This window comes from Streptomyces sp. NPDC030143 (genome assembly GCF_055573695.1).
This window is the reverse complement of the sequence record NZ_JBVIAY010000019.1, coordinates 136179-159324: the sequence shown is the minus strand read 5'-3', so window position 1 is coordinate 159324 and position 23146 is coordinate 136179. Positions and strand designations below refer to the sequence as shown.

17 protein-coding genes and 1 riboswitch are annotated in these 23146 nt (G+C 72.4%); of the genes, 11 read left to right on the top strand and 6 right to left on the bottom strand.

The window, feature by feature from the left end:
• Positions 1-327: 327 nt before the first annotated feature.
• Positions 328-2784, bottom strand: coding sequence for a DNA gyrase/topoisomerase IV subunit A (locus ACZ4YY_RS28340; protein WP_468296241.1), 2457 nt, complete (start codon positions 2782-2784; stop codon positions 328-330).
• Positions 2785-3120: 336 nt separating this feature from the next.
• Between ACZ4YY_RS28340 and ACZ4YY_RS28335 the strand changes: the two genes are divergently transcribed.
• The 4 genes from ACZ4YY_RS28335 (at position 3121) to ACZ4YY_RS28320 (ending at position 8181) form a co-directional block, all read left to right on the top strand.
• Positions 3121-4470, top strand: coding sequence for a M16 family metallopeptidase (locus ACZ4YY_RS28335; RefSeq protein ID WP_468296238.1), 1350 nt, complete (start codon positions 3121-3123; stop codon positions 4468-4470).
• Complete coding sequence (locus tag ACZ4YY_RS28330; protein ID WP_468296236.1) at positions 4467-5855, top strand: M16 family metallopeptidase; 1389 nt, start codon at positions 4467-4469, stop codon at positions 5853-5855. The genes ACZ4YY_RS28335 and ACZ4YY_RS28330 overlap by 4 nt, the downstream gene beginning before the upstream one ends.
• A 494-nt stretch (positions 5856-6349) precedes the next feature.
• Positions 6350-6517: riboswitch (cyclic di-AMP (ydaO/yuaA leader) on the top strand.
• Between the two features lie 13 nt (positions 6518-6530).
• Positions 6531-7286, top strand: coding sequence for a M23 family metallopeptidase (locus ACZ4YY_RS28325; RefSeq protein ID WP_468296233.1), 756 nt, complete (start codon positions 6531-6533; stop codon positions 7284-7286).
• Between the two features lie 202 nt (positions 7287-7488).
• Positions 7489-8181: a GntR family transcriptional regulator gene (locus tag ACZ4YY_RS28320; RefSeq protein ID WP_468296231.1), complete on the top strand. Its 693-nt coding sequence runs from the start codon at positions 7489-7491 to the stop codon at positions 8179-8181.
• 379 nt (positions 8182-8560) lie between these two features.
• Here ACZ4YY_RS28320 and ACZ4YY_RS28315 read toward each other — a convergent pair whose 3' ends face one another.
• Complete coding sequence (locus ACZ4YY_RS28315) at positions 8561-8842, bottom strand: HPr family phosphocarrier protein (RefSeq protein WP_003993478.1); 282 nt, start codon at positions 8840-8842, stop codon at positions 8561-8563.
• Positions 8843-9021: 179 nt separating this feature from the next.
• Here ACZ4YY_RS28315 and ACZ4YY_RS28310 point away from each other — a divergent pair, with 179 nt between their 5' ends.
• From ACZ4YY_RS28310 to ACZ4YY_RS28295, 4 genes are read left to right on the top strand one after another with little or no spacing between them, the layout of a single operon-like run.
• On the top strand, positions 9022-11820 hold the full coding sequence (locus tag ACZ4YY_RS28310) for a bifunctional acetate--CoA ligase family protein/GNAT family N-acetyltransferase (protein ID WP_468296228.1): 2799 nt from the start codon (positions 9022-9024) through the stop codon (positions 11818-11820).
• Positions 11821-11872: 52 nt separating this feature from the next.
• Positions 11873-12460 carry a DUF5998 family protein gene (locus tag ACZ4YY_RS28305; RefSeq protein WP_468296225.1) on the top strand — a complete coding sequence of 196 codons (588 nt, stop codon included), beginning with the start codon at positions 11873-11875 and terminating at the stop codon, positions 12458-12460.
• Positions 12460-13656 carry an alkaline phosphatase family protein gene (locus tag ACZ4YY_RS28300; protein ID WP_468296221.1) on the top strand — a complete coding sequence of 399 codons (1197 nt, stop codon included), beginning with the start codon at positions 12460-12462 and terminating at the stop codon, positions 13654-13656. The genes ACZ4YY_RS28305 and ACZ4YY_RS28300 overlap by 1 nt, the downstream gene beginning before the upstream one ends.
• Before the next feature lie 59 nt (positions 13657-13715).
• Entirely contained in the window at positions 13716-14363 is a 648-nt protein-coding gene (locus ACZ4YY_RS28295; RefSeq protein WP_468296219.1) for a thymidine kinase, read from the top strand.
• An 18-nt stretch (positions 14364-14381) separates the two neighbouring features.
• Here ACZ4YY_RS28295 and ACZ4YY_RS28290 read toward each other — a convergent pair whose 3' ends face one another.
• Positions 14382-15185 carry a VOC family protein gene (locus ACZ4YY_RS28290; protein WP_468296216.1) on the bottom strand — a complete coding sequence of 268 codons (804 nt, stop codon included), beginning with the start codon at positions 15183-15185 and terminating at the stop codon, positions 14382-14384.
• A 289-nt stretch (positions 15186-15474) separates the two neighbouring features.
• Here ACZ4YY_RS28290 and ACZ4YY_RS28285 point away from each other — a divergent pair, with 289 nt between their 5' ends.
• Entirely contained in the window at positions 15475-16326 is an 852-nt protein-coding gene (locus tag ACZ4YY_RS28285) for a sulfurtransferase (protein ID WP_468296213.1), read from the top strand.
• 127 nt (positions 16327-16453) lie between these two features.
• Here the strand turns inward: ACZ4YY_RS28285 and sepH are convergent, their stop codons facing one another.
• The 3 genes from sepH to ACZ4YY_RS28270 form a co-directional block, all read right to left on the bottom strand.
• Complete coding sequence (gene sepH / locus ACZ4YY_RS28280) at positions 16454-17488, bottom strand: septation protein SepH (RefSeq protein ID WP_468296210.1); 1035 nt, start codon at positions 17486-17488, stop codon at positions 16454-16456.
• 892 nt (positions 17489-18380) lie between these two features.
• On the bottom strand, positions 18381-19700 hold the full coding sequence (locus ACZ4YY_RS28275; RefSeq protein WP_468296208.1) for a D-arabinono-1,4-lactone oxidase: 1320 nt from the start codon (positions 19698-19700) through the stop codon (positions 18381-18383).
• Positions 19660-20898 (bottom strand): MFS transporter, encoded by a 1239-nt coding sequence (locus ACZ4YY_RS28270; protein ID WP_468296205.1) that lies wholly within the window; start codon positions 20896-20898, stop codon positions 19660-19662. Before ACZ4YY_RS28270 ends, ACZ4YY_RS28275 begins: the two co-directional genes overlap by 41 nt.
• 280 nt (positions 20899-21178) lie before the next feature.
• On the opposite strand from ACZ4YY_RS28270, the gene ACZ4YY_RS28265 reads away from it, so the two are divergent.
• Positions 21179-22306 (top strand): ferrochelatase, encoded by a 1128-nt coding sequence (locus tag ACZ4YY_RS28265; protein WP_468296202.1) that lies wholly within the window; start codon positions 21179-21181, stop codon positions 22304-22306.
• An 8-nt stretch (positions 22307-22314) separates the two neighbouring features.
• A complete protein-coding gene (locus tag ACZ4YY_RS28260; protein ID WP_468296197.1) occupies positions 22315-23130 on the top strand; it encodes an inositol monophosphatase family protein in 816 nt (271 codons plus the stop codon).
• The last annotated feature ends 16 nt before the right edge of the window (positions 23131-23146 follow it).

Genomic DNA, 23146 nt, shown 5'->3' with positions numbered 1-23146 from the left:
AACTCACCCCGGAGTCGTTCCACCTCCCCCAGCCTCATGCCAAGAAGATGCCCACCACCAGGCAAGATCACCCGACGTAACGAAGCACTACTAGGCCGGCGACCGACGACAACGCGTGCCGGACCCGCGTCCGCGGCGGCATGACCCAGACGACAGGCCGGAGAGCTCCGAACACGAGGGGAGGCCGATCGGCTCGCGCCGTCCGGTGCGTGCGATCGCCTGGCGCCGGGGGTTCCTCGTACCGGAGCCATCAGGGCTCTCCGGCGCCTTGCGATGCACGGCACCGGACCACGCGGCCTGATCAGGCGCTCATGGTGCAAGGCCCCCTCAGACCGGTCCGGCCACCACCGACACCGTCTTCGCGAGCGACACGCCCGATCCGTCGCGGCGCGGATCGATGTCCGGCAGCTCGGCCGGGGTGCCGTTCTTCTGCGCGGCCCGAGCCGGTGCGGGGCCCGCCCAGGCCAGCGAGAGGCAGTCCTCACCCTTGAGGAAGCGCTGGCAGCGCACACCACCCGTGGCGCGGCCCTTGCGGGGGTACTGGTCGAACGGCGTCAGTTTCCCGGTCGTCTGCACCGAGTCGTCGAGCGTGCCGCGCGAGCCCGCGACCGTGAAGACCACGGCGTCCGCCGCCGGGTCCACCGCCGTGAAGGAGATCACCTTCGCGCCCTCGGTGAGTTTGATGCCCGCCATGCCGCCCGCCGGCCGGCCCTGCGGGCGGACCTGGGAGGCCTGGTAGCGCAACAGTTGGGCGTCGTCTGTGATGAAGACCAGATCTTCCTCGCCGGTGCGCAGCTCCACCGCGCCGACGATCCGGTCGCCCTCCTTGAGGGTGATGACCTCCAGCTCGCCCTTGTTGGACGGATAGTCGGGCACCACACGCTTGACGATCCCCTGTTCCGTGCCGAGCGCCAGGCCCGGGCCGGACTCGTCGAGCGTGGTCAGGCACACCACCGTCTCGTCGCCCTCCAGGGAGACGAACTCCGCCAGCGGGGCGCCGCCCGACAGGTTCGGCGCGGACGCCGTGTCCGGGAGCTGCGGCAGGTCGACGACGTTGATCCGCAGCAGCCGGCCCGCCGAGGTGACGGCGCCGATCTCCCCGCGCGCGGTGGCGGGGGCCGAGGAGACGATCACGTCGTGCTTGGTGCGCCTGGCGTCTGTGTCCTGCGCGAACGGCTCGCCGTTGGCCGTGCGGGCCAGCAGACCCGTCGAGGACAGCAGCACCCGGCAGGGGTCGTCGGCGACCTGGAGCGGTACGACGGCGGTCTGGGTGCCCGACGACTCCAGCAGGACCGTACGGCGCTCGGTGCCGAACTTCTTCGCCACTGCGGCCAGTTCGCCGGAGACCAGCTTGCGCAGCTCCGCGTCCGACTCCAGGATCCGGGTCAGCTCGGCGATCTCCTCGTTGAGCTTCTCCTTCTCCGCCTCCAGCTCGATGCGGTCGTACTTGGTGAGGCGGCGCAGCGGGGTGTCGAGGATGTACTGCGTCTGGATCTCCGACAGCCCGAAGCGCTCGATGAGGCGCTCCTTGGCCTGCGCGCTGTTGTCGCTGGAGCGGATCAGCCGGATGACCTCGTCGATGTCCACCAGGGCCGTGAGCAGGCCCTCCACCAGGTGAAGGCGGTCGCGGCGCTTGGTGCGGCGGAACTCGCTGCGCCGGCGCACCACCTCGAAGCGGTGGTCGAGGTAGACCTCGAGCAGTTCCTTCAGGCCCAGCGTGAGCGGCTGGCCGTCCACCAGCGCCACGTTGTTGATGCCGAAGGACTCCTCCATCGGCGTCAGCTTGTACAGCTGCTCCAGAACGGCCTCCGGCACGAAGCCGTTCTTGATCTCGATGACCAGGCGCAGGCCGTGCTCACGGTCGGTGAGATCCTTGACGTCGGCGATCCCCTGGATCTTCTTCGAGCCGACCAGGTCCTTGATCTTGGCGATGACCTTCTCGGGGCCCACCGCGAAGGGCAGTTCGGTGACGACCAGGCCCTTGCGGCGGGCCGTCACCGTCTCCACCGACACCGTGGCGCGGATCTTGAAGGTGCCGCGGCCCGTCTCGTACGCGTCCCGGATCCCGGAGAGACCGACGATCCGGCCGCCCGTGGGCAGGTCGGGGCCGGGAACGTGCCGCATCAGGGCGTCCAGGTCCGCGTTCGGGTAGCGGATCAGGTGGCGCGCGGCCGCGATGACCTCGCCCAGGTTGTGCGGCGGCATGTTGGTGGCCATGCCGACCGCGATGCCGGAGGAGCCGTTGACCAGGAGGTTCGGGAAGGCGGCGGGCAGCGCCACCGGCTCCTGCTCCTGGCCGTCGTAGTTGGGCGTGAAGTCGACCGTGTCCTCGTCGATCGACTCCGTCATCAGGCTCGTCGCCGCGGCCTGCCGGCACTCGGTGTACCGCATGGCGGCCGGCGGGTCGTCGTTGCCCAGGGAGCCGAAGTTGCCGTGGCCGTCGACCAGCGGCACCCGCATGGAGAACGGCTGGGCCATGCGCACCAGGGCGTCGTAGATCGACGCGTCGCCGTGGGGGTGCAGCTTGCCCATGACCTCGCCGACGACGCGCGCGCACTTCACGTAGCCGCGGTCGGGTCGCAGGCCCATCTCGTTCATCTGGTAGACGATGCGGCGGTGGACGGGCTTCAGGCCGTCGCGGGCGTCCGGCAGGGCGCGGGAGTAGATGACCGAGTACGCGTACTCGAGGAAGGAGCCCTGCATCTCGTCGACGACGTCGATGTCGAGGATCTTCTCCTCGTACGAGTCGTCGGGCGGCGGGGTCTTCGTGCTGCGGCGGGCCATCGCTGCCGGCTCCTCCTGTTTTCTGGTCACTCGCCTACGGGGCGCTCATGTCGGTGTCGACGCGACCCTTCGGCTCACTCGTGCTGAAGCGTGTGACGGGATCTGACGCGGACCATTGTGGACCGTGGCACTGACAGCGCTGGCCGGGACCCGGCCTCGACCGACGGCCCGCGGGCCGGGGCGCCACCTCCACGGCTGCCCGCAGGCTACGCGATCTCGCTCTCGGCGTACGTCGTCCGGGAACTTCGCCGCCGCTCCGCACGCTTGCATACAGTGGCAGGACCGGCAGGAAAAGCGCGGTTTCGACGACCGCGTCCGCGATCGGAAGGGACGTACATGCCCATGGGTCACACGGCCACAGCCCAGGCAGGCTCCGGGGGCCTGACAGCGACCGAGCACCGCCTGGCCAACGGCCTGCGCGTGGTGCTCTCCGAGGACCACCTGACCCCCGTCGCGGCGGTGTGCCTCTGGTACGACGTCGGCTCGCGCCACGAAGTCAAGGGGCGTACCGGCCTGGCTCACCTTTTCGAGCACCTGATGTTCCAGGGCTCCGCGCAGGTCAAGGGCAACGGCCACTTCGAGCTGGTCCAGGGCGCGGGCGGCTCGCTCAACGGCACCACCAGCTTCGAGCGCACCAACTACTTCGAGACCATGCCCGCCCACCAGCTGGAGCTCGCCCTCTGGCTGGAGGCCGACCGCATGGGCTCGCTGCTGACCGCCCTGGACGACGAGTCCATGGAGAACCAGCGCGACGTCGTGAAGAACGAGCGCCGGCAGCGCTACGACAACGTCCCCTACGGCACCGCCTTCGAGAAGCTGACGGCGCTCGCCTACCCGGACGGCCACCCGTACCACCACACGCCGATCGGCTCGATGGCCGACCTGGACGCGGCGACCCTGGAGGACGCGCGCGCCTTCTTCCGCACCTACTACGCGCCCAACAACGCCGTCCTGTCGGTCGTCGGCGACATCGACCCGGAGCAGACGCTCGCCTGGATCGAGAAGTACTTCGGCTCCATCCCCTCCCACGACGGCAAGCCCGAGCCGCGTGACGGCTCCCTGCCGGAGATCATCGGCGAGCAGTTGCGCGAGGTCGTCGAGGAGGAGGTCCCGGCCCGCGCCCTGATGGCCGCCTACCGTCTGCCGGAGGACGGCACGCGCGCGTGCGACGCCGTCGACCTGGCGCTCACCGTCCTCGGCGGCGGCGAGTCCTCCCGCCTCTACAACCGCCTCGTCCGCCGTGACCGCACGGCCGTCGCGGCGGGTTTCGGTCTGCTGCGCCTGGCCGGCGCGCCCTCCCTGGGCTGGCTGGACGTGAAGACCTCCGGCGATGTCGAGGTCCCCGTCATCGAGACCGCCATCGACGAGGAGCTCGCCCGGTTCGCCGAGGAGGGCCCCACCGCCGAGGAGATGGAGCGGGCCCAGGCCCAGCTGGAGCGCGAGTGGCTCGACCGCCTCGGCACGGTCGCCGGCCGCGCCGACGAACTGTGCCGGTACGCCGTGCTCTTCGGCGACCCGCAGCTCGCCCTCACCGCCGTCCAGCGCGTGCTGGAGATCACCCCCGAGGAGGTGCGGGAGGTCGCCAAGGCCCGCCTGCGCCCCGACAACCGCGCGGTCCTCGTCTACGAGCCGACCGCCCCCGAAGCCGGCGCCGACCAGGACGAGAACGAGGAGGCGGCCCAGTGACCGAGCTCGCCGCGATGGAGTTCCACCCCCAGCCCCACGCGGGCGAGGCCAGGCCGTGGGCGTTCCCGGCGCCCGAGCGCGGCACCCTGGACAACGGCCTGACCGTGTTGCACTGCCACCGCCCCGGCCAGCAGGTCGTCGCCGTAGAGATCCTGCTCGACGCGCCCCTGGACGCCGAACCGGCCGGCCTCGACGGTGTGGCCACGATCATGGCGAGGGCCTTCTCCGAGGGCACCGACAAGCACTCCGCCGAGGAGTTCGCCGCCGAGCTGGAGCGCTGCGGCGCCACTCTCGACGCACACGCCGACCACCCCGGCGTCCGCATCAGCCTGGAGGTCCCCGCCTCCCGCCTCGCCAAGGCCCTCGGCCTGGTCGCCGACGCCCTCAGGGCGCCCGCGTTCGCCGACAGCGAGGTCGAGCGCCTCGTCCGCAACCGCCTGGACGAGATCCCGCACGAGCTGGCCAACCCTTCGCGGCGCGCCGCCAAGGAGCTCTACAAGGAGCTGTTCCCGGCCACCGCGCGCATGTCGCGTGCGCGCCAGGGCACCGCGGAGACCGTCGAGAACATCGACGCCGCGGCCGTACGGGCCTTCTACGAGAAGCACGTCCGCCCGGCCACGGCCACCGCCGTGGTCGTCGGCGACCTCACCGGCGTCGACCTGGGCGCGCTGCTCGGCGACACCCTGGGCGCCTGGACGGGCTCCTCGGCCCGGCCGCGGCCCGTCCCGCCGGTGACCGCCGACGACACCGGCCGGGTCGTCATCGTGGACCGTCCCGGCGCCGTCCAGACGCAGCTGCTGATCGGCCGTATCGGCCCCGACCGGCACGCGCGCGTGTGGCCCGCGCAGATCCTCGGCACCTACTGCCTCGGCGGCACCCTCACCTCCCGCCTGGACCGTGTCCTGCGCGAGGAGAAGGGCTACACCTACGGTGTCCGCGCGTTCGGGCAGGTCCTGCGGTCGGCCCCGGACGGCTCGGGTGCCGCGATGCTCGCCATCAGCGGTTCCGTGGACACCCCGAACACCGGTCCCGCCCTGGACGACCTGTGGAAGGTGCTGCGGACCCTCGCCGCGGAGGGGCTCACCGACGCCGAACGCGACGTCGCCGTGCAGAACCTCGTCGGTGTGGCGCCGCTGAAGTACGAGACGGCCGCGGCCGTCGCCTCCACACTGGCCGACCAGGTCGAGCAGCACCTGCCCGACGACTACCAGGCGACGCTGTACCAGCAGCTCGCGGCGACCGGGACGGTGGAGGCCACCGCGGCCGCCGTGAGCGCCTTCCCGGTGGACCGTCTGGTCACCGTCCTCGTCGGTGACGCCGCACAGATCAAGGAGCCCGTCGAGGCGCTCGGCATCGGCGAGGTGACGGTCGTCCGGGCCGACTAGGAGTCCGCTGAAAATCTTGGAATCACGCCCGGTTCGCCCGGTTCAACCTGATTGATGGGTACGGGCGATCCGGGGCCGGCCGGGCGGCCCGAGCGAGATCTTCAGGAGCCTTCCAGGGCGTGTTCCGAACATCCCGCCCGGTCCGCGACGCCCGGCACGGCGCCTCGCCGCGTGGTCGGGATCGTCCGCGCACACCCGGTGCGCGGACGGCCCTCCGCCTCGCGATGCACCGCACCGGACGCCGCGGGCCCCGCCCTCCGGGCGGGCGGCGCTCCTTTCGGAACACGCCCCGGGACCGGCTGCGGCACGCACGCGTGAGGGGCCCTGGTGACGAGACGGTCACCAGGGCCCCCTGATGTCCGAATTGGGGGAGAGGCTGCCTGTCTGCCCTGTGGCATGCGCTACAAAACCCGCGTTCCGTTTGGGGATTGACAGCGGGCGCGTCTAGCGTCGTCCGGGCTGTTCGTCGGGCACTGCGCCGCACCCGCGGCACCGGACAGTCATCGCCGAGTCCCCGTACGGCGCGAGCCAGGGGAGCCGGGGACCCAACTGTGCAGTCCCTGGGGTGAATCGGACGCCCGCGCGTGTCGCGAGGGTGGCCGTAGGAGACCTTCCTGCTCCGAACCCGTCAGCTAACCCGGTAGGCGAGAGGGAAGGAAAGGACCACTCAACTTCATGGCGTTCACCTGCGCCACCGGGAAGCACCGCCGTCCCAGCCGGATGAAGCGCACCACCGCCCGCGCCGCGGGCATCGCGGCGCTCACCACCACCGGCGTCATCGGCACCGTCGCCTCCTCCCCGGCTCTCGCCGCCGAGACCCCGGCCGAACAGACCGGCCTGACCCCCGTCGTCACCATCGGCCACTCCGTCGCCGGCGAGATCGACGACCAGGCCGCCGCCCAGAAGCAGGCCGCCCAGGAGGAGGCCGCGCGCAAGGAGGCAGCCGCCCGGGCCGCCGCCAGGGTCAAGGAGGAGCGGGAGGCCAGGGCCCGCGCCGCCCGCGAGGCCGAGCGCAAGCGCCTGAACACCTTCGTGGCGCCGATCACCGGTTCCTACGTCTCCACCGGCTACAGCGCCGGCGGTTCGCTGTGGTCCTCCGGCAGCCACACCGGCATCGACTTCCACGCCGCGAGCGGCACCACCGTGCGCGCGGTCGGGCTCGGCACCGTCGTCGAGGCGGGCTGGGGCGGCGCGTACGGCAACCAGGTCGTGATCCGGATGAACGACGGCACCTTCACCCAGTACGGCCACCTGTCGACCATCGAGGTCTCGGTGGGCCAGCAGGTCACCCCGGGCCTGCGCATCGGCCTGTCGGGCGCCACCGGCAACGTCACGGGCCCGCACCTGCACTTCGAGGCCCGCACGAGCGCGGAGTACGGCTCGGACATCGACCCCGTCGCCTACCTCCGCAAGCACGGCGTGAACGTCTGATCGTGAACGACTGACGACGCACGGCGACAGATCGTCCAGCCCCGGCCCGCACGGCCGGGGCTTTCGCCGTTTCACGCCCGGCCCTGTCCAAAAAATATCCATGGATTCCGGCCCGCCATCGGAAATTCCGGCCCATTGCAATAGCATCACTGACCACACGTCATTCGTCGACGTTTCACGGGGATTAAGGCGGAGGTCGGTCATGCGAATTCCGGCGCACTCGGTGTGCACGGCCATCCGGGACGACATCGTCGCGGGTGTCTACGAGCGCGGCAGCCGCCTCACCGAGGAACTCCTCGCCCGCCGCTACGGCGTCTCGCGCGTCCCCGTCCGCGAGGCCCTGCGCACGCTGGAGGCGGAGGGTTTCGTCGTGACGCGGCGGCACGCGGGCGCGTGCGTGGCCGAACCGACCGAACTGGAGGCCGCCGACCTGCTGGAGATGCGCATGCTCCTGGAGCCGCTCGGCGCCGCCCGGGCAGCCCAGCGGCGCACCGAGGCGCATCTGAAGGTCCTGCGGGGTCTCGTCCGGCTCGGCCAGGAGCGTGCCAGGCGGGGCAACAGTGACGACCTGCGCTCCCTGGGCGGCTGGTTCCACGAGACGCTCGCCCAGGCCTCCGGCAGTCCCGCCCTGACCTCGACCCTCACCCAACTGCGCCACAAGATCGCCTGGATGTACGCGGTGCAGGCGCCGGCCGACCCCGTGGAGTCCTGGGCGGAGCACGGCGCGATCGTCGACGCGGTGGCGCGCGGCGACGGCGAGCGCGCGCGGGCGGTCACGGCGCAGCACACCGAGCGCGCGACCTCCGCGCACCGGCTGCGGTTCTCCGGAGCGGACCGCGCGGAACGTGTGAGGACTTCGCAACACGTCGTCAACATGTCGGGCCCGCGGCTTTAACACGAGGGCCGTATACAAAGAAGGGATATTCGACGGAGGCGCGTTTCCGCTGCCCTTTTTTCCGCGCCCCGGAATTCTCCGGCGGTGCGTCCGCCGCCTGTCGACGGCATTTCCGGCGGGCGTCGGAGAATCCCGCGAGGGCAGCAGTGCCGCGACGCTTACCCCAGGGCGGCGGCCGTGTCGCACCGATTTTCCCGAGGCGGCCGTGTCGCCCCGAAGTCCCGAGGCGCCATCGCCGCGACCATTGCCCGAGGGCGGCAGTGCCCCCACGAGGTCCCCGAAGACAGCAGTGGCCCGGTCGTTGCAGAACGTCCCCGAAGACGGCGGAGCCGCGCCGCCCGGAAGGGCGACGCGGCTCCGTGCGTGCTGCGAGCGCGGCTCAGACGGTCTCGGGAAGCTCCTCGAGGCCCTCGGAGACCAGCTTCGCCAGACGGTCGAGGGCGGCGTCGGCACCCTCGGCGTCGGAGGCGAGGACGATCTCCTCGCCGCCCTGGGCGCCCAGGCCGAGGACCGCCAGCATGGAGGCCGCGTTGACGGGATTGCCGTCGGCCTTGGCGATCGTCACCGGGACGCCTGCGGCCGTGGCGGCTCGGACGAAGATGGAAGCGGGGCGGGCGTGAAGGCCCTCGGCCCAGCCGACGTTGACGCGGCGCTCAGCCATGTGATGCTGCCCTTCGGTGTTCAGGGTTGTCTAGACCAGTGTTCCACACGTGAAGCACGGCCGGAACGGACCTGAGTCCCGTTCCGCCGTGGTCTTCCGGATCGCGGCCTCGATCCGGCGTTCCGTCCTCCACAGAGTGCCTCGCGCCGTTGTCGTACGCGAGCCGTACTCTGGGGCCCATGCAGAGCGCGCCGGACCGGCAGGAGTACCCCGCCCACTGGGAAGCCGACGTGGTGCTGCGCGACGGCGGCACCGCGCGCATCCGCCCCATCACCGTTGATGACGCCGAGCGCCTGGTCAGCTTCTACGAGCAGGTCTCGGACGAGTCGAAGTACTACCGCTTCTTCGCGCCCTACCCGCGCCTGTCCGCCAAGGACGTCCACCGCTTCACGCACCACGACTTTGTGGACCGGGTGGGACTCGCGGCCACGGTCGGCGGCGAGTTCATCGCCACCGTACGCTATGACCGCATCGGCGCCGACGGTCTGCCCGCCTCCGCGCCCGCCGACGAGGCCGAGGTCGCCTTCCTCGTGCAGGACGCCCACCAGGGACGGGGCGTGGCCTCCGCGCTCCTGGAACACATCGCCGCCGTCGCGCGCGAGCGCGCCATCCGCCGGTTCGCCGCCGAGGTGCTTCCCGCCAACAACAAGATGATCAAGGTGTTCACGGACGCCGGCTACACACAGAAGCGCAGCTTCGAGGACGGCGTCGTCCGCCTGGAGTTCGACCTGGAACCCACCGAGCGCTCCCTCGCCGTGCAGCGCGCGCGGGAACAACGCGCCGAGGCCCACTCGGTACGACGCCTGCTGGTGCCCGGCTCGGTCGCCGTCGTCGGCGCAGGCCGCACCCCGGGCGGCGTCGGCCGCAGCGTCCTCGGCAACCTGCGCGGGGCCGGCTTCACCGGACGGCTGTACGCCGTGAACAAGGCGTTCCCCGACGGCTTCGAGGAACTCGACGGCGTGCCCGCCCACCGTTCGGTGCGCGACATCGCCGGCCCGGTCGACGTCGCCGTCGTCGCCGTCCCGGCCGAGCGCGTGCCCGAGGTCGTCACCGAGTGCGGCGAACACGGCGTCCAGGGGCTCGTCGTCCTCGCCGCCGGCTACGCCGAGAGCGGCCCCGACGGCCGCGAGCGCCAACGCGAACTCGTGCGGCAGGCACGCGCGTACGGGATGCGGATCATCGGCCCCAACGCCTTCGGGATCATCAACACCTCCCCCGAGGTACGGCTCAACGCGTCGCTCGCCCCGCAGATGCCGCGGCCCGGCCGGATCGGCCTGTTCGCCCAGTCCGGCGCCATCGGCGTCGCCCTGCTGTCCCGGCTGCACCGCCGCGGCGGAGGCGTCACGGGCGTCACCGGCGTGTCGACGTTCGTCTCCTCCGGCAACCGCGCCGACGTCTCCGGAAACGACGTCCTGCAGTACTGGTACGACGACCCCGACACCGACGTCGCCCTCATGTACCTGGAGTCCATCGGCAACCCGCGCAAGTTCACCCGCCTCGCGCGGCGCACGGCCGCGGCGAAGCCGCTCGTGGTGGTGCAGGGCGCCGGTTCGGCCCCCCAGGGCCACGCCGTCCGCGCGACCCGGCTGCCGCACGCGACGGTCTCCGCCCTGCTGCGCCAGGCCGGGGTGATCCGCGTGGACACCATCACCGAGCTGGTGGACGCGGGCCTGCTGCTCGCCCGTCAGCCGCTGCCGCACGGCGCGCGCGTGGCGATCCTCGGCAACTCCGAGTCGCTGGGACTGCTGACCTACGACGCGTGTCTGTCGGAGGGGCTGCGCCCGCTGCCGCCGCTGGACCTGACCACCGAGGCGTCGGCGGACGACTTCCACGCGGCGCTGGTGCGCGCCCTGTCCGACGAGTCATGCGACGCGGTGGTGGTCACGGCGATCCCGGCCATCGGGGAGACGTCCCCAGGCGACCTGGAACTGGCGGAGGCGCTGCGCTCGGCCGCGGCGGCCGGCCCCGCCAAGCCGGTGCTCGTGGTCCACGTCGAACTCGGTGGTCTCGCCGAGGCCCTGTCGGCGGCGACGAGCACCGCGCCCCGCGCGCGGAACATCCCGCAGGAGCCCGGCACGCCCCCGGTCCCCGCCCCCGGGACCCCCGCGGAGGGCGCCCACCTCATCCCCGCCTACCCGGCCGCCGAACGCGCGGTCCGTGCCCTCGCCGAGGCCGTGAAGTACGCGCAGTGGCGCCGCGAGGCCGCCGACCCCGGCAAGGTGCCCGAGTACGACGACATCGACGAGAAGGGCGCCGCCCGCCTGATCGGCGGTCTCCTCGCGCGCGGCCAGGGCCTCACCCTCGGCACCGAGGAGACCTGCGAGCTGCTCGGTCGCTACGGCGTCCGGGTGCGCCGTGCGATCCCCGCCGCCGGCCCCGACGACGCCGCCAGGGCCGCACACGACCTCGGCTATCCCGTCGCCCTCAAGGCCACCGCCCCCCACCTGCGGCACCGAGCCGACCTGGGCGGCGTCCGCCTCGACCTCGCGGACGAGGACCAGCTGCGTCGGGCCTACGCCGAGCTGACCGAGCTCTTCGGTACTCCGCAGGAGGTGCGCCCGGTCGTCCAGGCGATGGCCCCGCGCGGGGTCGACACCGTCGTCCGCGCGGTGATCGATCCGGCGGCCGGAGCCGTGCTGTCCTTCGGACTCGCCGGGGCCGCCTCCCAGCTGCTCGGCGACATGGCGCACCGCCTGGTCCCGGTCACCGACCGCGACGCGACCTCCCTGGTCCGCTCGATCCGGACCGCGCCCCTGCTGTTCGGCTGGCGCGGCTCCACGCCCGTCGACACCCCCGCCCTGGAGGAACTGCTGCTGCGGGTGTCCCGGCTCGTCGACGACCACCCCGAGGTCGTCGCGGTCACCCTGGAACCCGTCGTCGTCGCCCCGCACGGCCTGAGCGTCCTCGGCGCCTCCGTCCGGCTCGCGCCCCCGCCGGTCCGCGACGACCTCGGTCCGCGCACGCTCCCGGCGTACTGAAGCCACCGCGACGGGTCCCTCGCAGTCAGTGGGTCCCCGTAGGATGGGCGTCATGGCCAAGACCAGTACGACGACCCAGGGGCTGCGTGCGGCGATCGAGCGCAGCGGCTACTACCCGGCCCTCGTGGCCGAGGCGGTGGAGGCCGCCGTGGGCGGCGAGCCCATCCGGTCGTACCTGGTCCACCAGGAGACCACCTTCGATCAGAACGAGGTGCGCCGGCACGTGACCGTACTGGTCCTGACCGGTAACCGCTTCATCGTCAGCCACACCGACGAGCAGGCCGCCGACACCACCTCCCCGACACCGTACGCGACGACGTCCACCGAGTCCGTGAAGATCGGCCGTATCTCGTCGGTCGTGGTCAGCCGGGTGGTGGCCAACCCGGAGTCCTACGCACCGGGCACCCTGCCGCGCGAGGTCGTGCTGACCATCGGCTGGGGCGCCGTCTCCCGCATCGACCTGGAGCCGGCCGCCTGCGGCGACCCCAACTGCGACGCCGACCACGGCTACACGGGCAGCTCCACGGCGGACGACCTCAGCCTGCGCGTCAGCGAGGCCGGCGACGGGCCGGAGACGGTCCGCCAGGCGCTCGCCTTCGCGCAGGCTCTGTCCGAGGCGACCGCGGACCTCACCCGATAATGGCTCAGCCCGCCGCCTGGGAGCACCCCGAGCCCCTCGCCGTCTCCTCCGCGCCCGTCCCCGAGTACGGCTCCGGGTCCCTCGCCGACCTGCTGCCCACGCTGGCCGCGGGCATGGGCGTCCCCGGCATGACCGCCGGGATCGGGGAACTGACCCCGGCCGACCGCAACTGTGTCTTCCTGATCGACGGCCTCGGCTGGGAGCAGCTCAAGGCCCACCCCGACGAGGCGCCCTACCTGCACGCCCTCCTCGGCACCTCGCGCGGCGGCACCGGCCGCCCGCTCACCGCCGGCTACCCGGCCACCACCGCGACCTCTCTCGCGTCCGTCGGCACCGGTCTCCCGCCGGGCGCCCACGGCCTGCCCGGCTACACCGTGCGCAACCCCGAGACCGGCGAGCTGATGAACCAGCTCCGCTGGCAGCCCTGGACCCCGCCGCGCGCCTGGCAGCCGTATCCCACCGTCTTCGAACTGGCCGACGCCGCCGGTGTGCACGCGGCGCAAGTGTCCTCGCCCACCTTCGAGACCACCCCGCTCACCAAGGTGGCGCTCAGCGGAGGAACGTTCCACGGGCGTCTCACCGGTGAGGAGCGCATGGACCTCGCGGCCGAGCAGCTCGCCGCCGGTGACCGCTCCCTCGTCTACACGTACTACGCCGAACTCGACGGCGCCGGACACCGGTACGGCATCGCCTCGGACACCTGGCGCGGCCAGCTCATGTGCGTCGACCGGCTCGTCCAGCGCCTGGCCGAGCAACTCCCGCCGCGCAGCGCGCTGTACGTCACCGCCGACCACGGCATGGTCGACGTGCCCTTCGACGAGCAGCACCGCATCGACTTCGACGAGGACTGGGAACTGCGTGCCGGGGTCGCCCTGCTCGGCGGTGAGGGCCGCGCCCGCCACGTCTACGCCGTACCGGGCGCCGAGAACGACGTCCTGACCTGCTGGCGCGAGGTGCTCGGCGAGCAGTTCTGGGTGGCCTCCCGGGACGAGGCGATCGCCGCCGGCTGGTTCGGCCCGCCCGGCACGCTCGACGAACGTGTGTACGACCGTCTCGGAGACGTGATCGCGGCCGCCCGGGACGACGTCCTGATCATCGCCTCCGAGCGGGAGCCGAACGAGTCGACGATGGTCGGCAACCACGGTTCCATGACCCCTGCCGAGCAGTTCGTCCCCCTGCTCGAAGTACGCTCCTGAAGGCCGTGGCCCTCGAGCCCGAAGCCCCCCGCACTCCACCGAAAGGTGCTCACCTTCCCATGCCCGAGCTGGTGTTCTTCTCCGGAACCATGGACTGCGGGAAGTCGACGCTGGCGCTCCAGATCGAGCACAACCGCTCGGCGCGCGGCCTCGTGGGCATGATCTTCACCCGCGACGACCGCGCCGGCGAGGGCAAGCTGTCCTCGCGTCTCGGCCTGGTCACCGACGCCGTCGAGGTCAAGGACGGGCAGGACCTGTACGCCTACCTCGTCGACCACCTCTCCCGCGGCGGCCGCGCGGACTACGTGATCGCCGACGAGGCGCAGTTCCTGGCCGAGGAGCAGATCGACCAGCTCGCGCGCGTGGTCGACGACCTCGACATCGACGTCTACGCCTTCGGCATCACGACCGACTTCCGCTCCAAGCTGTTCCCGGGCTCCCAGCGGCTCGTCGAACTCGCCGACCGCGTCGAGGTGCTCCAGGTGGAGGCGCTGTGCTGGTGCGGCGCCCGCGCCACGCACAATGCCCGCACGGTCGGCGGCTTCATGGTCGTCGAGGGGGCGCAGGTCGTCGTCGGCGACGTCAACCAGGCGGACACCGTCGGCTACGAGGTCCTGTGCCGTCGGCACCACCGCCGCCGTATGACGGCGGCGTCGGCCCGGGCGGCGGCCCTGTCCCCGGACGTGCTGCCGGTCCAGCAGGGCTGAGACGGCGGCCGGGCCCGGTCAGCGGTCGGCCGTCAGCAGCGAGAAGCGGGCCCCTTCGGGATCGGCCACGCCGGCCACGCGCCCGTGCTCGCCGTCCCCGGCCGGTGTGAGCACCTGCCCGCCGAGGTCGACGACACGGGCCAGCGCCGCGTCCACGTCGGCCACCTGGAAGTACGTCACCCAGTGCGGTCCGCGATCCCGGGGCAGCGCGGTTCCCAGGCCGCGGACGGTGGCGACGGGACGGCCCGCGACGTGCAGCGTCACACGGTCGAAGTCGGCGGAGACCTCGGCCTCCCGCTCGTGGCCGAAGACCGTCTCGTAGAACTTGGCGACGCTCACCGACTCGAACGTCAGCAGCTCGTGCCAGACGGGGGTGCCGGGCACACCGGTCAGGTACGTGCCGAGGCGGGCGGCCGCCTGCCAGATGCCGAAGACGGCGCCGGAGGGGTCCGAACCGATCGCCAGACGCCCGGCGTCGGCGGCGTCCAGGGGGCCGACCCCGATCGTGCCCCCGCACAGGCGCACCGTCTCCGCGGTGGAGTCGACGTCGTCGGACGCGAGATAGGGCGTCCAGGCGGCGGGGAGGTGGCGGTCCGGGGGGAGGTGGCCGAGGCCGGCCACCTCGCGACCGTCGAGCAGGGCCCGGACGTACGGGCCGAGCTGCTGCGGGCCGGGTTGGAAAGTCCAACCGAACAGCTCGCCGTAGAAGTCCAGCGTCGTGGTCAAGTCGTGCGCCATCAGACTCACCCAGCAGGGTGCGCCGGGTGCGTACCGCGGGTGCTCTGTGCCGTTCGGGTCGCCCGCCTCACGTTCCTCGGCCATCGTCGCCCTCTCCTCGGCCCCTCGCGGTGGCCGCGTCGCTTCCGCTCTCCGGCCCCGAGCAGATGCTCGCACCGCCGGCCCCACGACGCGCTCCCGAGCGCGCCGTAGGGGCCCGAGCCGGAGGACGTCGACGGCCGGCTCCTCGTCCCCGTCCACGCGGTGGGCGACGAATGTCGATCTGGTGTACGGAATGTGCTCGGTTCCGTACGCCCTGTGATCGGGCCTGTCCGGCCGAGCAGAGTAGCCGGACATGGACGAGGGGGCCACCCCGTGCGCGAGGATGGGGGCCATGGACGCCATCATCTCCACATCCGAACTCGCGAGCGACCTGACGGGACCGAACCCGCCGGTGGTGCTCGACGTCCGCTGGCAGCTCAGCATGGCGAAGGCGGCCGGGGAGCCGCCGTTCGACGGCCGTGCCGCATACGCCTCCGGGCATGTTCCCGGGGCCGTCTACATCGACCTGGACCAGGAACTGGCCGGCTCGCCCGGCCCGTCCGGCCGCCATCCGCTGCCGGACGTGACGGCGTTCGGTGCCGCCATGCGCCGCGCGGGCGTGTCGGCGGGCCGGCCCGTGGTCGTGTACGACGGGGGGCAGGGCTGGGCGGCGGCCCGCGCGTGGTGGCTGCTGCGCTGGACGGGGCACCCGGACGTGCGGGTGCTCGACGGCGGGTTGTCGGCCTGGCGGGGGGACCTCTCGACCGATGTCCCGGCACCCGCGGAGGGCGACTTTGTGCCGCAACCGGGGGCGACGGGTCTCCTGGACGCGGACGGAGCCGCGGTACTCGCCCGTTCCGGGGTGCTCCTCGACGCGCGCGCGGGGGAGCGCTACCGGGGCGAGGTCGAGCCGATCGACCGGGTCGGCGGGCACATCCCGGGCGCCGTGTCCGCGCCGACGACGGAGAACGTCGGTCCGGACGGCCGCTTCCTGCCCGCCGGCGACCTCAGGGATCGCTTCAAGGCGCTGGGCGCCTCCGACGGCGTCGAGGTGGGCGTGTACTGCGGTTCGGGTGTCTCCGGCGCCCACGAGGTGCTGGCGCTGGCCGTGGCGGGCATCCCGGCGGCGCTGTACGTCGGTTCGTGGTCGGAGTGGTCCTCGGACCCGTCCCGGCCGGTCGCGGTGGGCGCCGACCCGCAGTGATCCCTGCCCCGGACACGGTTCGGGAGGGCCGCGTCGAACGGATGCGGCCCTCCCGTACGTATGATCCGGTGTGCGAACCGATGGTCGGCAACCGGCGGACGCCTCGGGCGGGTTACCCCGAGGCGGCCTACTCCTGTTTCTTGCGCCGGGTCCCGAACACGATCTCGTCCCAGCTCGGAACGGCCGCGCGGCGGCCGGGGCGGACGCCGTCGGCCTCGGCCTGGCGGTCGGTGGCGCCGATGAGCCGGTCGCGGTGACTGCCGACGGAGCGCGGCGGCATGAGGACGTCGGCATAGGCGGAACCGGCGGACGCGGCGGGTGCCGGGGGTTCCTCGGCGGCCGGCTCCTCCACGGGCTCCTCGGGCTCCTCCGCGGGGCGTTCCGGGACGACGAGGTCACCGCGGAAGCTCGGCACCGCTTCCAACAGGCTGGTCAGCGAGTCCCGTTCGCGCTCCGGGGTGCTCTCCTCGGCCGGCTCGGACGCCTGTGCGGGCAGGCTCGGCCGCTCGAGGGCGCGATCCATCGAACGCTCGCGCGGCAGCCGGGCGATCCGGGGGACGAAGGGGAAGCTGGGCTCGGGCGCGGCGAGGTCGTCGGATTCGCCGATCAGCGAGCGCGCCTCCTCGTCGACGGCCTGGACGAGCCGCCGGGGCGGGTCGTAGGTCCAGCTCGCCGAGTGCGGTTCGCCCGCGACCCGGTAGACCAGCATGACCTCCCAGGTGCCGTCGTCGCGGCGCCAGGAGTCCCACTGGACGGTGTCCTTCTCGGCGCCGCGCAGCAACAGCCGCTCCTGGACGGCCTCGCCGAGCTGTGGTCCGGTGTTCTCACCGGGCCGACGGACCGGGGTCTTGCGGGCCCGCTCGGCCATGAAGGCACGCTCGGCCAGCACGGGACCCTCGAAACGGCGTACGCGATCGACGGGGATGCCGGCCATCTGGGCGACTTCCTCCGCCGTGGCGCCCGCACGTATACGCGCCTGGATGTCACGGGGGCGGAGATGGCTCTCCACCTCGATCTCGATCTGGCCGAGGCGGGGACGGTCGCCGCGGACGGCGGCGCGCAGACGCTCGTCGATCGGAAGCGTGTACTCCGTGCTGTCCGCAGCCTTCAGCACCAGCCGTGTGCCGTCATTCGAGACGGCCACGACACGCAGTTCGGGCATGGGGACCTCCCGGGTGGTGCCTGCCGACGTCACGTGCGTCGCTGCTTCCGCTAGTCGAGTGTGGCCTGCCCGGGTGCAGCCTGCCACAACCTTGCCGAGTTGCCCGGCGTGTCGGGCGCGGGCCCTGGATCGCCGTTATGGCACGGTTACTTCTTCGCCACGCTGAGTGACCAACTCCGTCACCCTGAGCGACAATCTCCCCTCCTGACGGTCCGGCAAGGCCCCGGACGCCCAGGCGGGAGACCGGACCCAGGGCTCGCAACAGTACTCCATTTGGGCCACGTGCGTGGATTGGCACGCCGCCCAACTTCGGGCAAGAGGTGGTACTTGGCCGCACCGCAAGCGGTTTCCGCGATCTTGGACGTGGCGTACTTCACGTAATCCCCGGAAACGGAACTCATCGTTTCGGTCGGGCGTCCCCATCTCGTGCGGTTGGTCGATCAAAGGGGAGAAGTCGCCTGAGACGGGAAAGTCAGGAAAGTCACCTCAATGCGTGAACGGCCCCTCGTCGGTGAGGACTCGAGCACGGGGGAGGAGGTGGCGGGTTCGCGCTGAGGGTGCCTCAGGTCGATGCGCGGCGCCGTGGCCGCGGTGGTGGCCGGCCGAGGTGGACCGCCGCGCCGGTCCCCGGCCCGTCCTCGCGGGGAACCGTCCACCGCGCGCGTGAAGAGGAGCCGGACACGGCCGGTCGTCGCGGCGGCTGTCGTCCTCGGGGTCACGAGGAGCGGGATCACCGACCACGAGACGGTGTCGGGCACCGGCCTCGGCGGTGGTGCCGGCGCGACGGTGGGCCGGCCGGCGGCGAGGGCGACCCGGGCGCCGCGACGACGGAACCGGCCCGCGCGGCCACCGGGAGCACGACAGCTCCGAGCCCCCCGCGCCACCCGGTCCGCTACGCCCCCAAAACCCTTCGCAGGTAGTCGTTGTGGAACCGGCGGTCCGGATCCAGACGGTCCCGCAACGCCGTGAACTCGGCGAAGCGCGGGTAGACACCGGCGAAGTACTCCGCGTCGCGCGTGTGCACCTTGCCCCAGTGCGGCCGGCCCTCGTGCGCGGTGAAGATGCGCTCGGCGCCGGTGAAGTACCTCTGGTAGGGAGTGCCCCTGACCATGTGGACGGCGACGTACGCGCTGTCGCGGCCCGAGGCGGTGGACAGCGTGATGTCGTCGGCGGGCGCGGTGCGCACCTCCACGGGGAAGCTGATCCGCAGGCCCGAGCGCTCGACCGTCGTCCTGAGCTCGCGCAGCACCTCGGTCACGGCCTCGCGCGGGACGGCGTACTCCATCTCCACGAACCGGACCCGGCGCGGGGAGGTGAAGACCTTGTAGGGGATGTCCGTGTAGGTCCGCGAGGACAGGGCCTTGCTGGAGACCTGGGCGATCGTCGGGATCGTGGCCGGCACCGCCCGGCCGACCCACTGGGCCGCCTGGAAGACGCCGTTGGAGAGGAACTCGTCCTCGAACCAGCCCGCGACCTGCCCCACGGGCCTGCGCGGGCCTGCGCTGCGGTTGTTGCGCTTGGTGTTGGTGCTGCCGGTGTGCGGGAACCAGTAGAACTCGAAGTGCTCGTTCTCGGCCCACAGTTCGTCGAAATCGGCGAGGACCTTGTCGAACGGCATCGGCTCCTCGCGCGCGGTGAGCAGGAAGACCGGCTCCACGGCGAAGGTGATCGCGGTGACGACGCCGAGGGCGCCGAGGCCGATGCGGGCCGCCGCGAAGACCTCCGGGTTCTCCTTCTCGGAGCAGGTGAGGACGGAGCCGTCGGCCGTGACCAGTTCCAGGCCCCTGATCTGCGCCGCGATGGAGGCCGACTCACGGCCCGTGCCGTGGGTGCCGGTGCTGGTGGCCCCGGAGACCGTCTGCTCCATGATGTCGCCCATGTTGGTGAGCGACAGCCCTTCGCGTGCCAGGGCCATGTTGAGTCTCTTGAGCGGGGTGCCGGCCTCGACCGTCACGGTCATGGAGTCACGATCAATGTGACGGATGCCGGTCAGCAGGTGAGGGCGGATCAACACACCGTCGGTCGAGGCTATCGACGTGAAGGAGTGGCCGGTGCCGACCGCCTTGACCTTCAGACCGTCCTCGGCGGCCCGGCGCACGGCCGCCGAGAGCTCCTCGACGGAGGCGGGCGCGACCTCCCGCGCGGGGCGGGCGACCACATTGCCGCCCCAGTTACGCCACGTGCCGTTCTTCCCGCTCGCTGTGCTGCTCAACGGTGCCTCCACGACCCGGCGCCGGCCTGCTGAGCCGGCGGTACCCCAGAAAACCCACCGCGACCGCGACGGCCCCGGAGATCGCCGGAACCCCGTACCCGGCCCGCGCGCCGGCCGCGTCGATGACCCAGCCGGCGAGTGAGGAGCCGAGCGCGACCCCGACCGCGAGCCCGGTGCCCACCCAGGTCATGCCCTCGGTCAGTTGCGCACGTGGTACGTGCTCTTCGATGAGGGACATGGTCGTGATCATCGTGGGAGCGATGGCCAGACCCGCTACGAAGAGCGCCACGGCCAGAAACGGCAAGTTTCCGACCAGTAGGAGGGGGATCATACTCACGGCCATCATGAACACGCCCAACAACCAGCGGCGTTCCGGCGCCCCCTCCGGGCGCAGCAGGCCGAACACCAGGCCGGCCGCGCAGGAACCCGCCGCGTACAGCGCCAGGACGACGCTCGCCGCGCCCTGGTGACCCCGTTCGTCGGCGAAGGCGACGGTGACCACGTCGACGGCTCCGAAGATCGTCCCGGTCGCCACGAAGGTGGCCGCCAGAACCTGCAGACCGGGCGAGCGCAGTGCCGTGCCGCCGCCCTGCTTCTCGCGCGGGAGCGGCTCCGGCTCGGTGGCCCGCTGCGCGGTCAGCCAGAAGACCCCGACGGCGAGGAAGCAGGCCGCCAGCAGCGGTCCGGCCTCGGGGAACCAGGCGGTGGACAGGCCGATGGAGATGATCGGCCCGAAGATGAAACACACTTCGTCGACCACGGACTCGAACGAGTACGCGGTGTGCAGCTGCGGAGCCCCGCGGTACAGGGCCGCCCAGCGGGCCCGGATCATCGCTCCGAGACTGGGCACGGCCCCGATGCCGGCGGCGCACACGAAGAGCAGCCAGTCCGGCCGGCCGAAGTGGGCCGTCAGCAGCAGTCCGGCCGACGCGGCCAGCGCGCACAGCGTCGCGGGCCGCAGCACCCGGCGCTGCCCGTGCCGGTCCACCAGGCGCGAGATCTGCGGCCCGAGCACCGCGGCCGACAGGGCGATGGTCGCCGACAGGGCGCCCGCGAGCCCGTAGCGGCCGGTGAGCTGGGAGACCATCGTGACCACGCCGATACCCATCATCGACAGCGGCATCCGGCCGAGGAACCCGGCGGCGGAGAAGGCCCTGGAGCCGGGGGCGGCGAACAGGGCGCGGTACGGGCTGGGCACGGAGGTCTCCGGTGGGTCCGGTCACGCGTGCGGGGCGGCTGGGCACGCGCGAGGGAACGAGGCTCTGCGGGGGCTCGGTGGGGCGTGCAGGGACCGTGACAGGACTGGTAAGGCGTCAATACCGCCCATACAGCTTACGAGTTAGGCAACCCTAACGCACAACCCGCGCATCCGTTCGATCGGGCGGTCCCTTTCGGACCCGCCGAAGCCGCCCGGCGCCCTCGTGCGGGCGACACCCCGCGGTTTTCCGGCTGTCAGTGCCGGGTGGCAGGATCGAGACATGCCAGACGCGCTCGATGCCACCCCCTACGACGCCCTGCTCCTGCTCTCCTTCGGCGGCCCGGAAGGCCCGGACGACGTGGTCCCGTTCCTGGAGAACGTGACGCGTGGGCGCGGCATCCCGAAGGAACGCCTCAAAGAGGTCGGACGGCACTACTTCCTGTTCGGCGGGGTCAGCCCCATCAACGACCAGAACCGCGCCCTGCTGGACGCGCTGCGCAAGGACTTCGCCGACCACGGCCTGAACCTGCCGGTCTACTGGGGCAACCGCAACTGGGCCCCGTACCTGACGGACACCCTGCGCGAGATGGTCGGCGACGGCCGCCGCCGCGTCCTCGTCCTCGCCACCAGCGCGTACGCCTCGTACTCCGGCTGCCGCCAGTACCGCGAGAACCTCGCCGACGCGCTCGCCGCCCTGGAGTCCGAGGGCCTCCCGCTGCCGAAGATCGACAAGCTCCGGCACTACTTCAACCACCCCGGCTTCCTGGAGCCCGTGATCGACGGGGTGACCGAGTCCCTCGCCGACCTCCCCGAGGACGTCCGCGACGGCGCGCACATCGCGTTCACGACCCACTCGATCCCGACGGCCTCCGCCGACACCTCCGGCCCGGTCGGGGACCACGGCGACGGCGGCGCGTACGTGCGGCAGCACCTGGACGTCGCGCGGACGGTCGCCGACGCCGTCCGGGAGCGCACCGGCGTCGACCACCCCTGGCAGCTCGTCTACCAGTCCCGCTCCGGCGCCCCGCACATCCCCTGGCTGGAGCCCGACATCTGCGACCACCTGGCGGAGCGGCACGCGGCCGGCGTCCCGGCCGTCGTGATGGCGCCCATCGGCTTCGTCTCCGACCACATGGAGGTCCTCTACGACCTCGACACGGAGGCGAAGGCCAAGGCCGAGGAGCTGGGCCTGCCGGTGCGCCGCTCCGCCACCGTCGGAGCCGACCCGCGCTTCGCCGCCGCCGTCCGCGACCTCGTCCTGGAGCGCGCCGCGACCGAGAGCGGCCGGGACGTCACGCCGTGCGCCCTCGGCGCGCTCCGCGCGAGCCACGATCTCTGTCCGGTCGGCTGCTGCCCGGCCCGCGCCGCCAGGCCCGCCGCCGCGGGCGCCGACAGCCCCTACGCGTGAGGAGCACCGTGACCGACCCCCTGCACAGCGACCTGCTCCAGCTCGCCCGGGAGGCCGCCCGCCGGGCCGGTGAGCTGCTGCGCGACGGCCGCCCGGCCGACCTCGCGGTCGCCGCCACCAAGTCGAGCCCGATCGACGTGGTCACCGAGATGGACATCGCCGCCGAGAAGCTGATCACCGGCCTGATCTCCGAGCACCGCCCCGACGACGGCTTCCTCGGCGAGGAGGGCACCGCCAGCGAGGGCAGCAGCGGTGTCCGCTGGGTGATCGACCCGCTCGACGGCACGGTCAACTACCTCTACGGACTGCCCACCTGGGCCGTCTCCGTCGCGGCCGAACAGCACGGGGAGACCGTCGTCGGCGTCGTCGCGATCCCGATGCGCGGCGAGACGTACCACGCCGTGCGCGGTCGCGGCGCCTGGGCGAGCGGCTCCTGGGACGGCGAGCGGGCCCTGGCCTGCCGGCCGACGGCCCCCCTCGGGCAGGCCCTGGTCTCCACCGGCTTCAACTACGTCACCGCGGTCCGCGCGCACCAGGCCGACGTCGTGCGGGAGCTGCTCCCCCTGGTGCGGGACATCCGGCGGGGCGGCTCGGCGGCGATCGACCTGTGCGACGTGGCCGCCGGCCGCCTGGACGCCTACTACGAGCGCGGTCTGCACCCCTGGGACCTCGCGGCGGGCGACCTGATCGCGCGGGAGGCGGGCGCGCTGACCGGTGGACGCCCCGGAGAGCGCCCCTCGGGCGAGCTGACGATCGCGGGCACCCCGGGTGTCTTCGAGCCCCTCCAGCGGCTGCTGGAGGACTTCGGCGCCTGGCACGACTGAGTCGCGCCCCGGACAC

Bases quoted from the DNA above. Each gene is read 5' to 3' on its own strand.
- ACZ4YY_RS28340 (WP_468296241.1), bottom strand. From the start codon at position 2,784: ATGGCCCGCCGCAGCACGAAGACCCCGCCGCCCGACGACTCGTACGAG.
- ACZ4YY_RS28335 (WP_468296238.1), top strand. From the start codon at position 3,121: ATGCCCATGGGTCACACGGCCACAGCCCAGGCAGGCTCCGGGGGCCTG.
- ACZ4YY_RS28325 (WP_468296233.1), top strand. From the start codon at position 6,531: ATGGCGTTCACCTGCGCCACCGGGAAGCACCGCCGTCCCAGCCGGATG.
- ACZ4YY_RS28320 (WP_468296231.1), top strand. From the start codon at position 7,489: ATGCGAATTCCGGCGCACTCGGTGTGCACGGCCATCCGGGACGACATC.
- ACZ4YY_RS28315 (WP_003993478.1), bottom strand. From the start codon at position 8,842: ATGGCTGAGCGCCGCGTCAACGTCGGCTGGGCCGAGGGCCTTCACGCC.
- ACZ4YY_RS28310 (WP_468296228.1), top strand. From the start codon at position 9,022: ATGCAGAGCGCGCCGGACCGGCAGGAGTACCCCGCCCACTGGGAAGCC.
- ACZ4YY_RS28305 (WP_468296225.1), top strand. From the start codon at position 11,873: ATGGCCAAGACCAGTACGACGACCCAGGGGCTGCGTGCGGCGATCGAG.
- ACZ4YY_RS28300 (WP_468296221.1), top strand. From the start codon at position 12,460: ATGGCTCAGCCCGCCGCCTGGGAGCACCCCGAGCCCCTCGCCGTCTCC.
- ACZ4YY_RS28295 (WP_468296219.1), top strand. From the start codon at position 13,716: ATGCCCGAGCTGGTGTTCTTCTCCGGAACCATGGACTGCGGGAAGTCG.
- ACZ4YY_RS28290 (WP_468296216.1), bottom strand. From the start codon at position 15,185: ATGGCCGAGGAACGTGAGGCGGGCGACCCGAACGGCACAGAGCACCCG.
- ACZ4YY_RS28285 (WP_468296213.1), top strand. From the start codon at position 15,475: ATGGACGCCATCATCTCCACATCCGAACTCGCGAGCGACCTGACGGGA.
- sepH (WP_468296210.1), bottom strand. From the start codon at position 17,488: ATGCCCGAACTGCGTGTCGTGGCCGTCTCGAATGACGGCACACGGCTG.
- ACZ4YY_RS28265 (WP_468296202.1), top strand. From the start codon at position 21,179: ATGCCAGACGCGCTCGATGCCACCCCCTACGACGCCCTGCTCCTGCTC.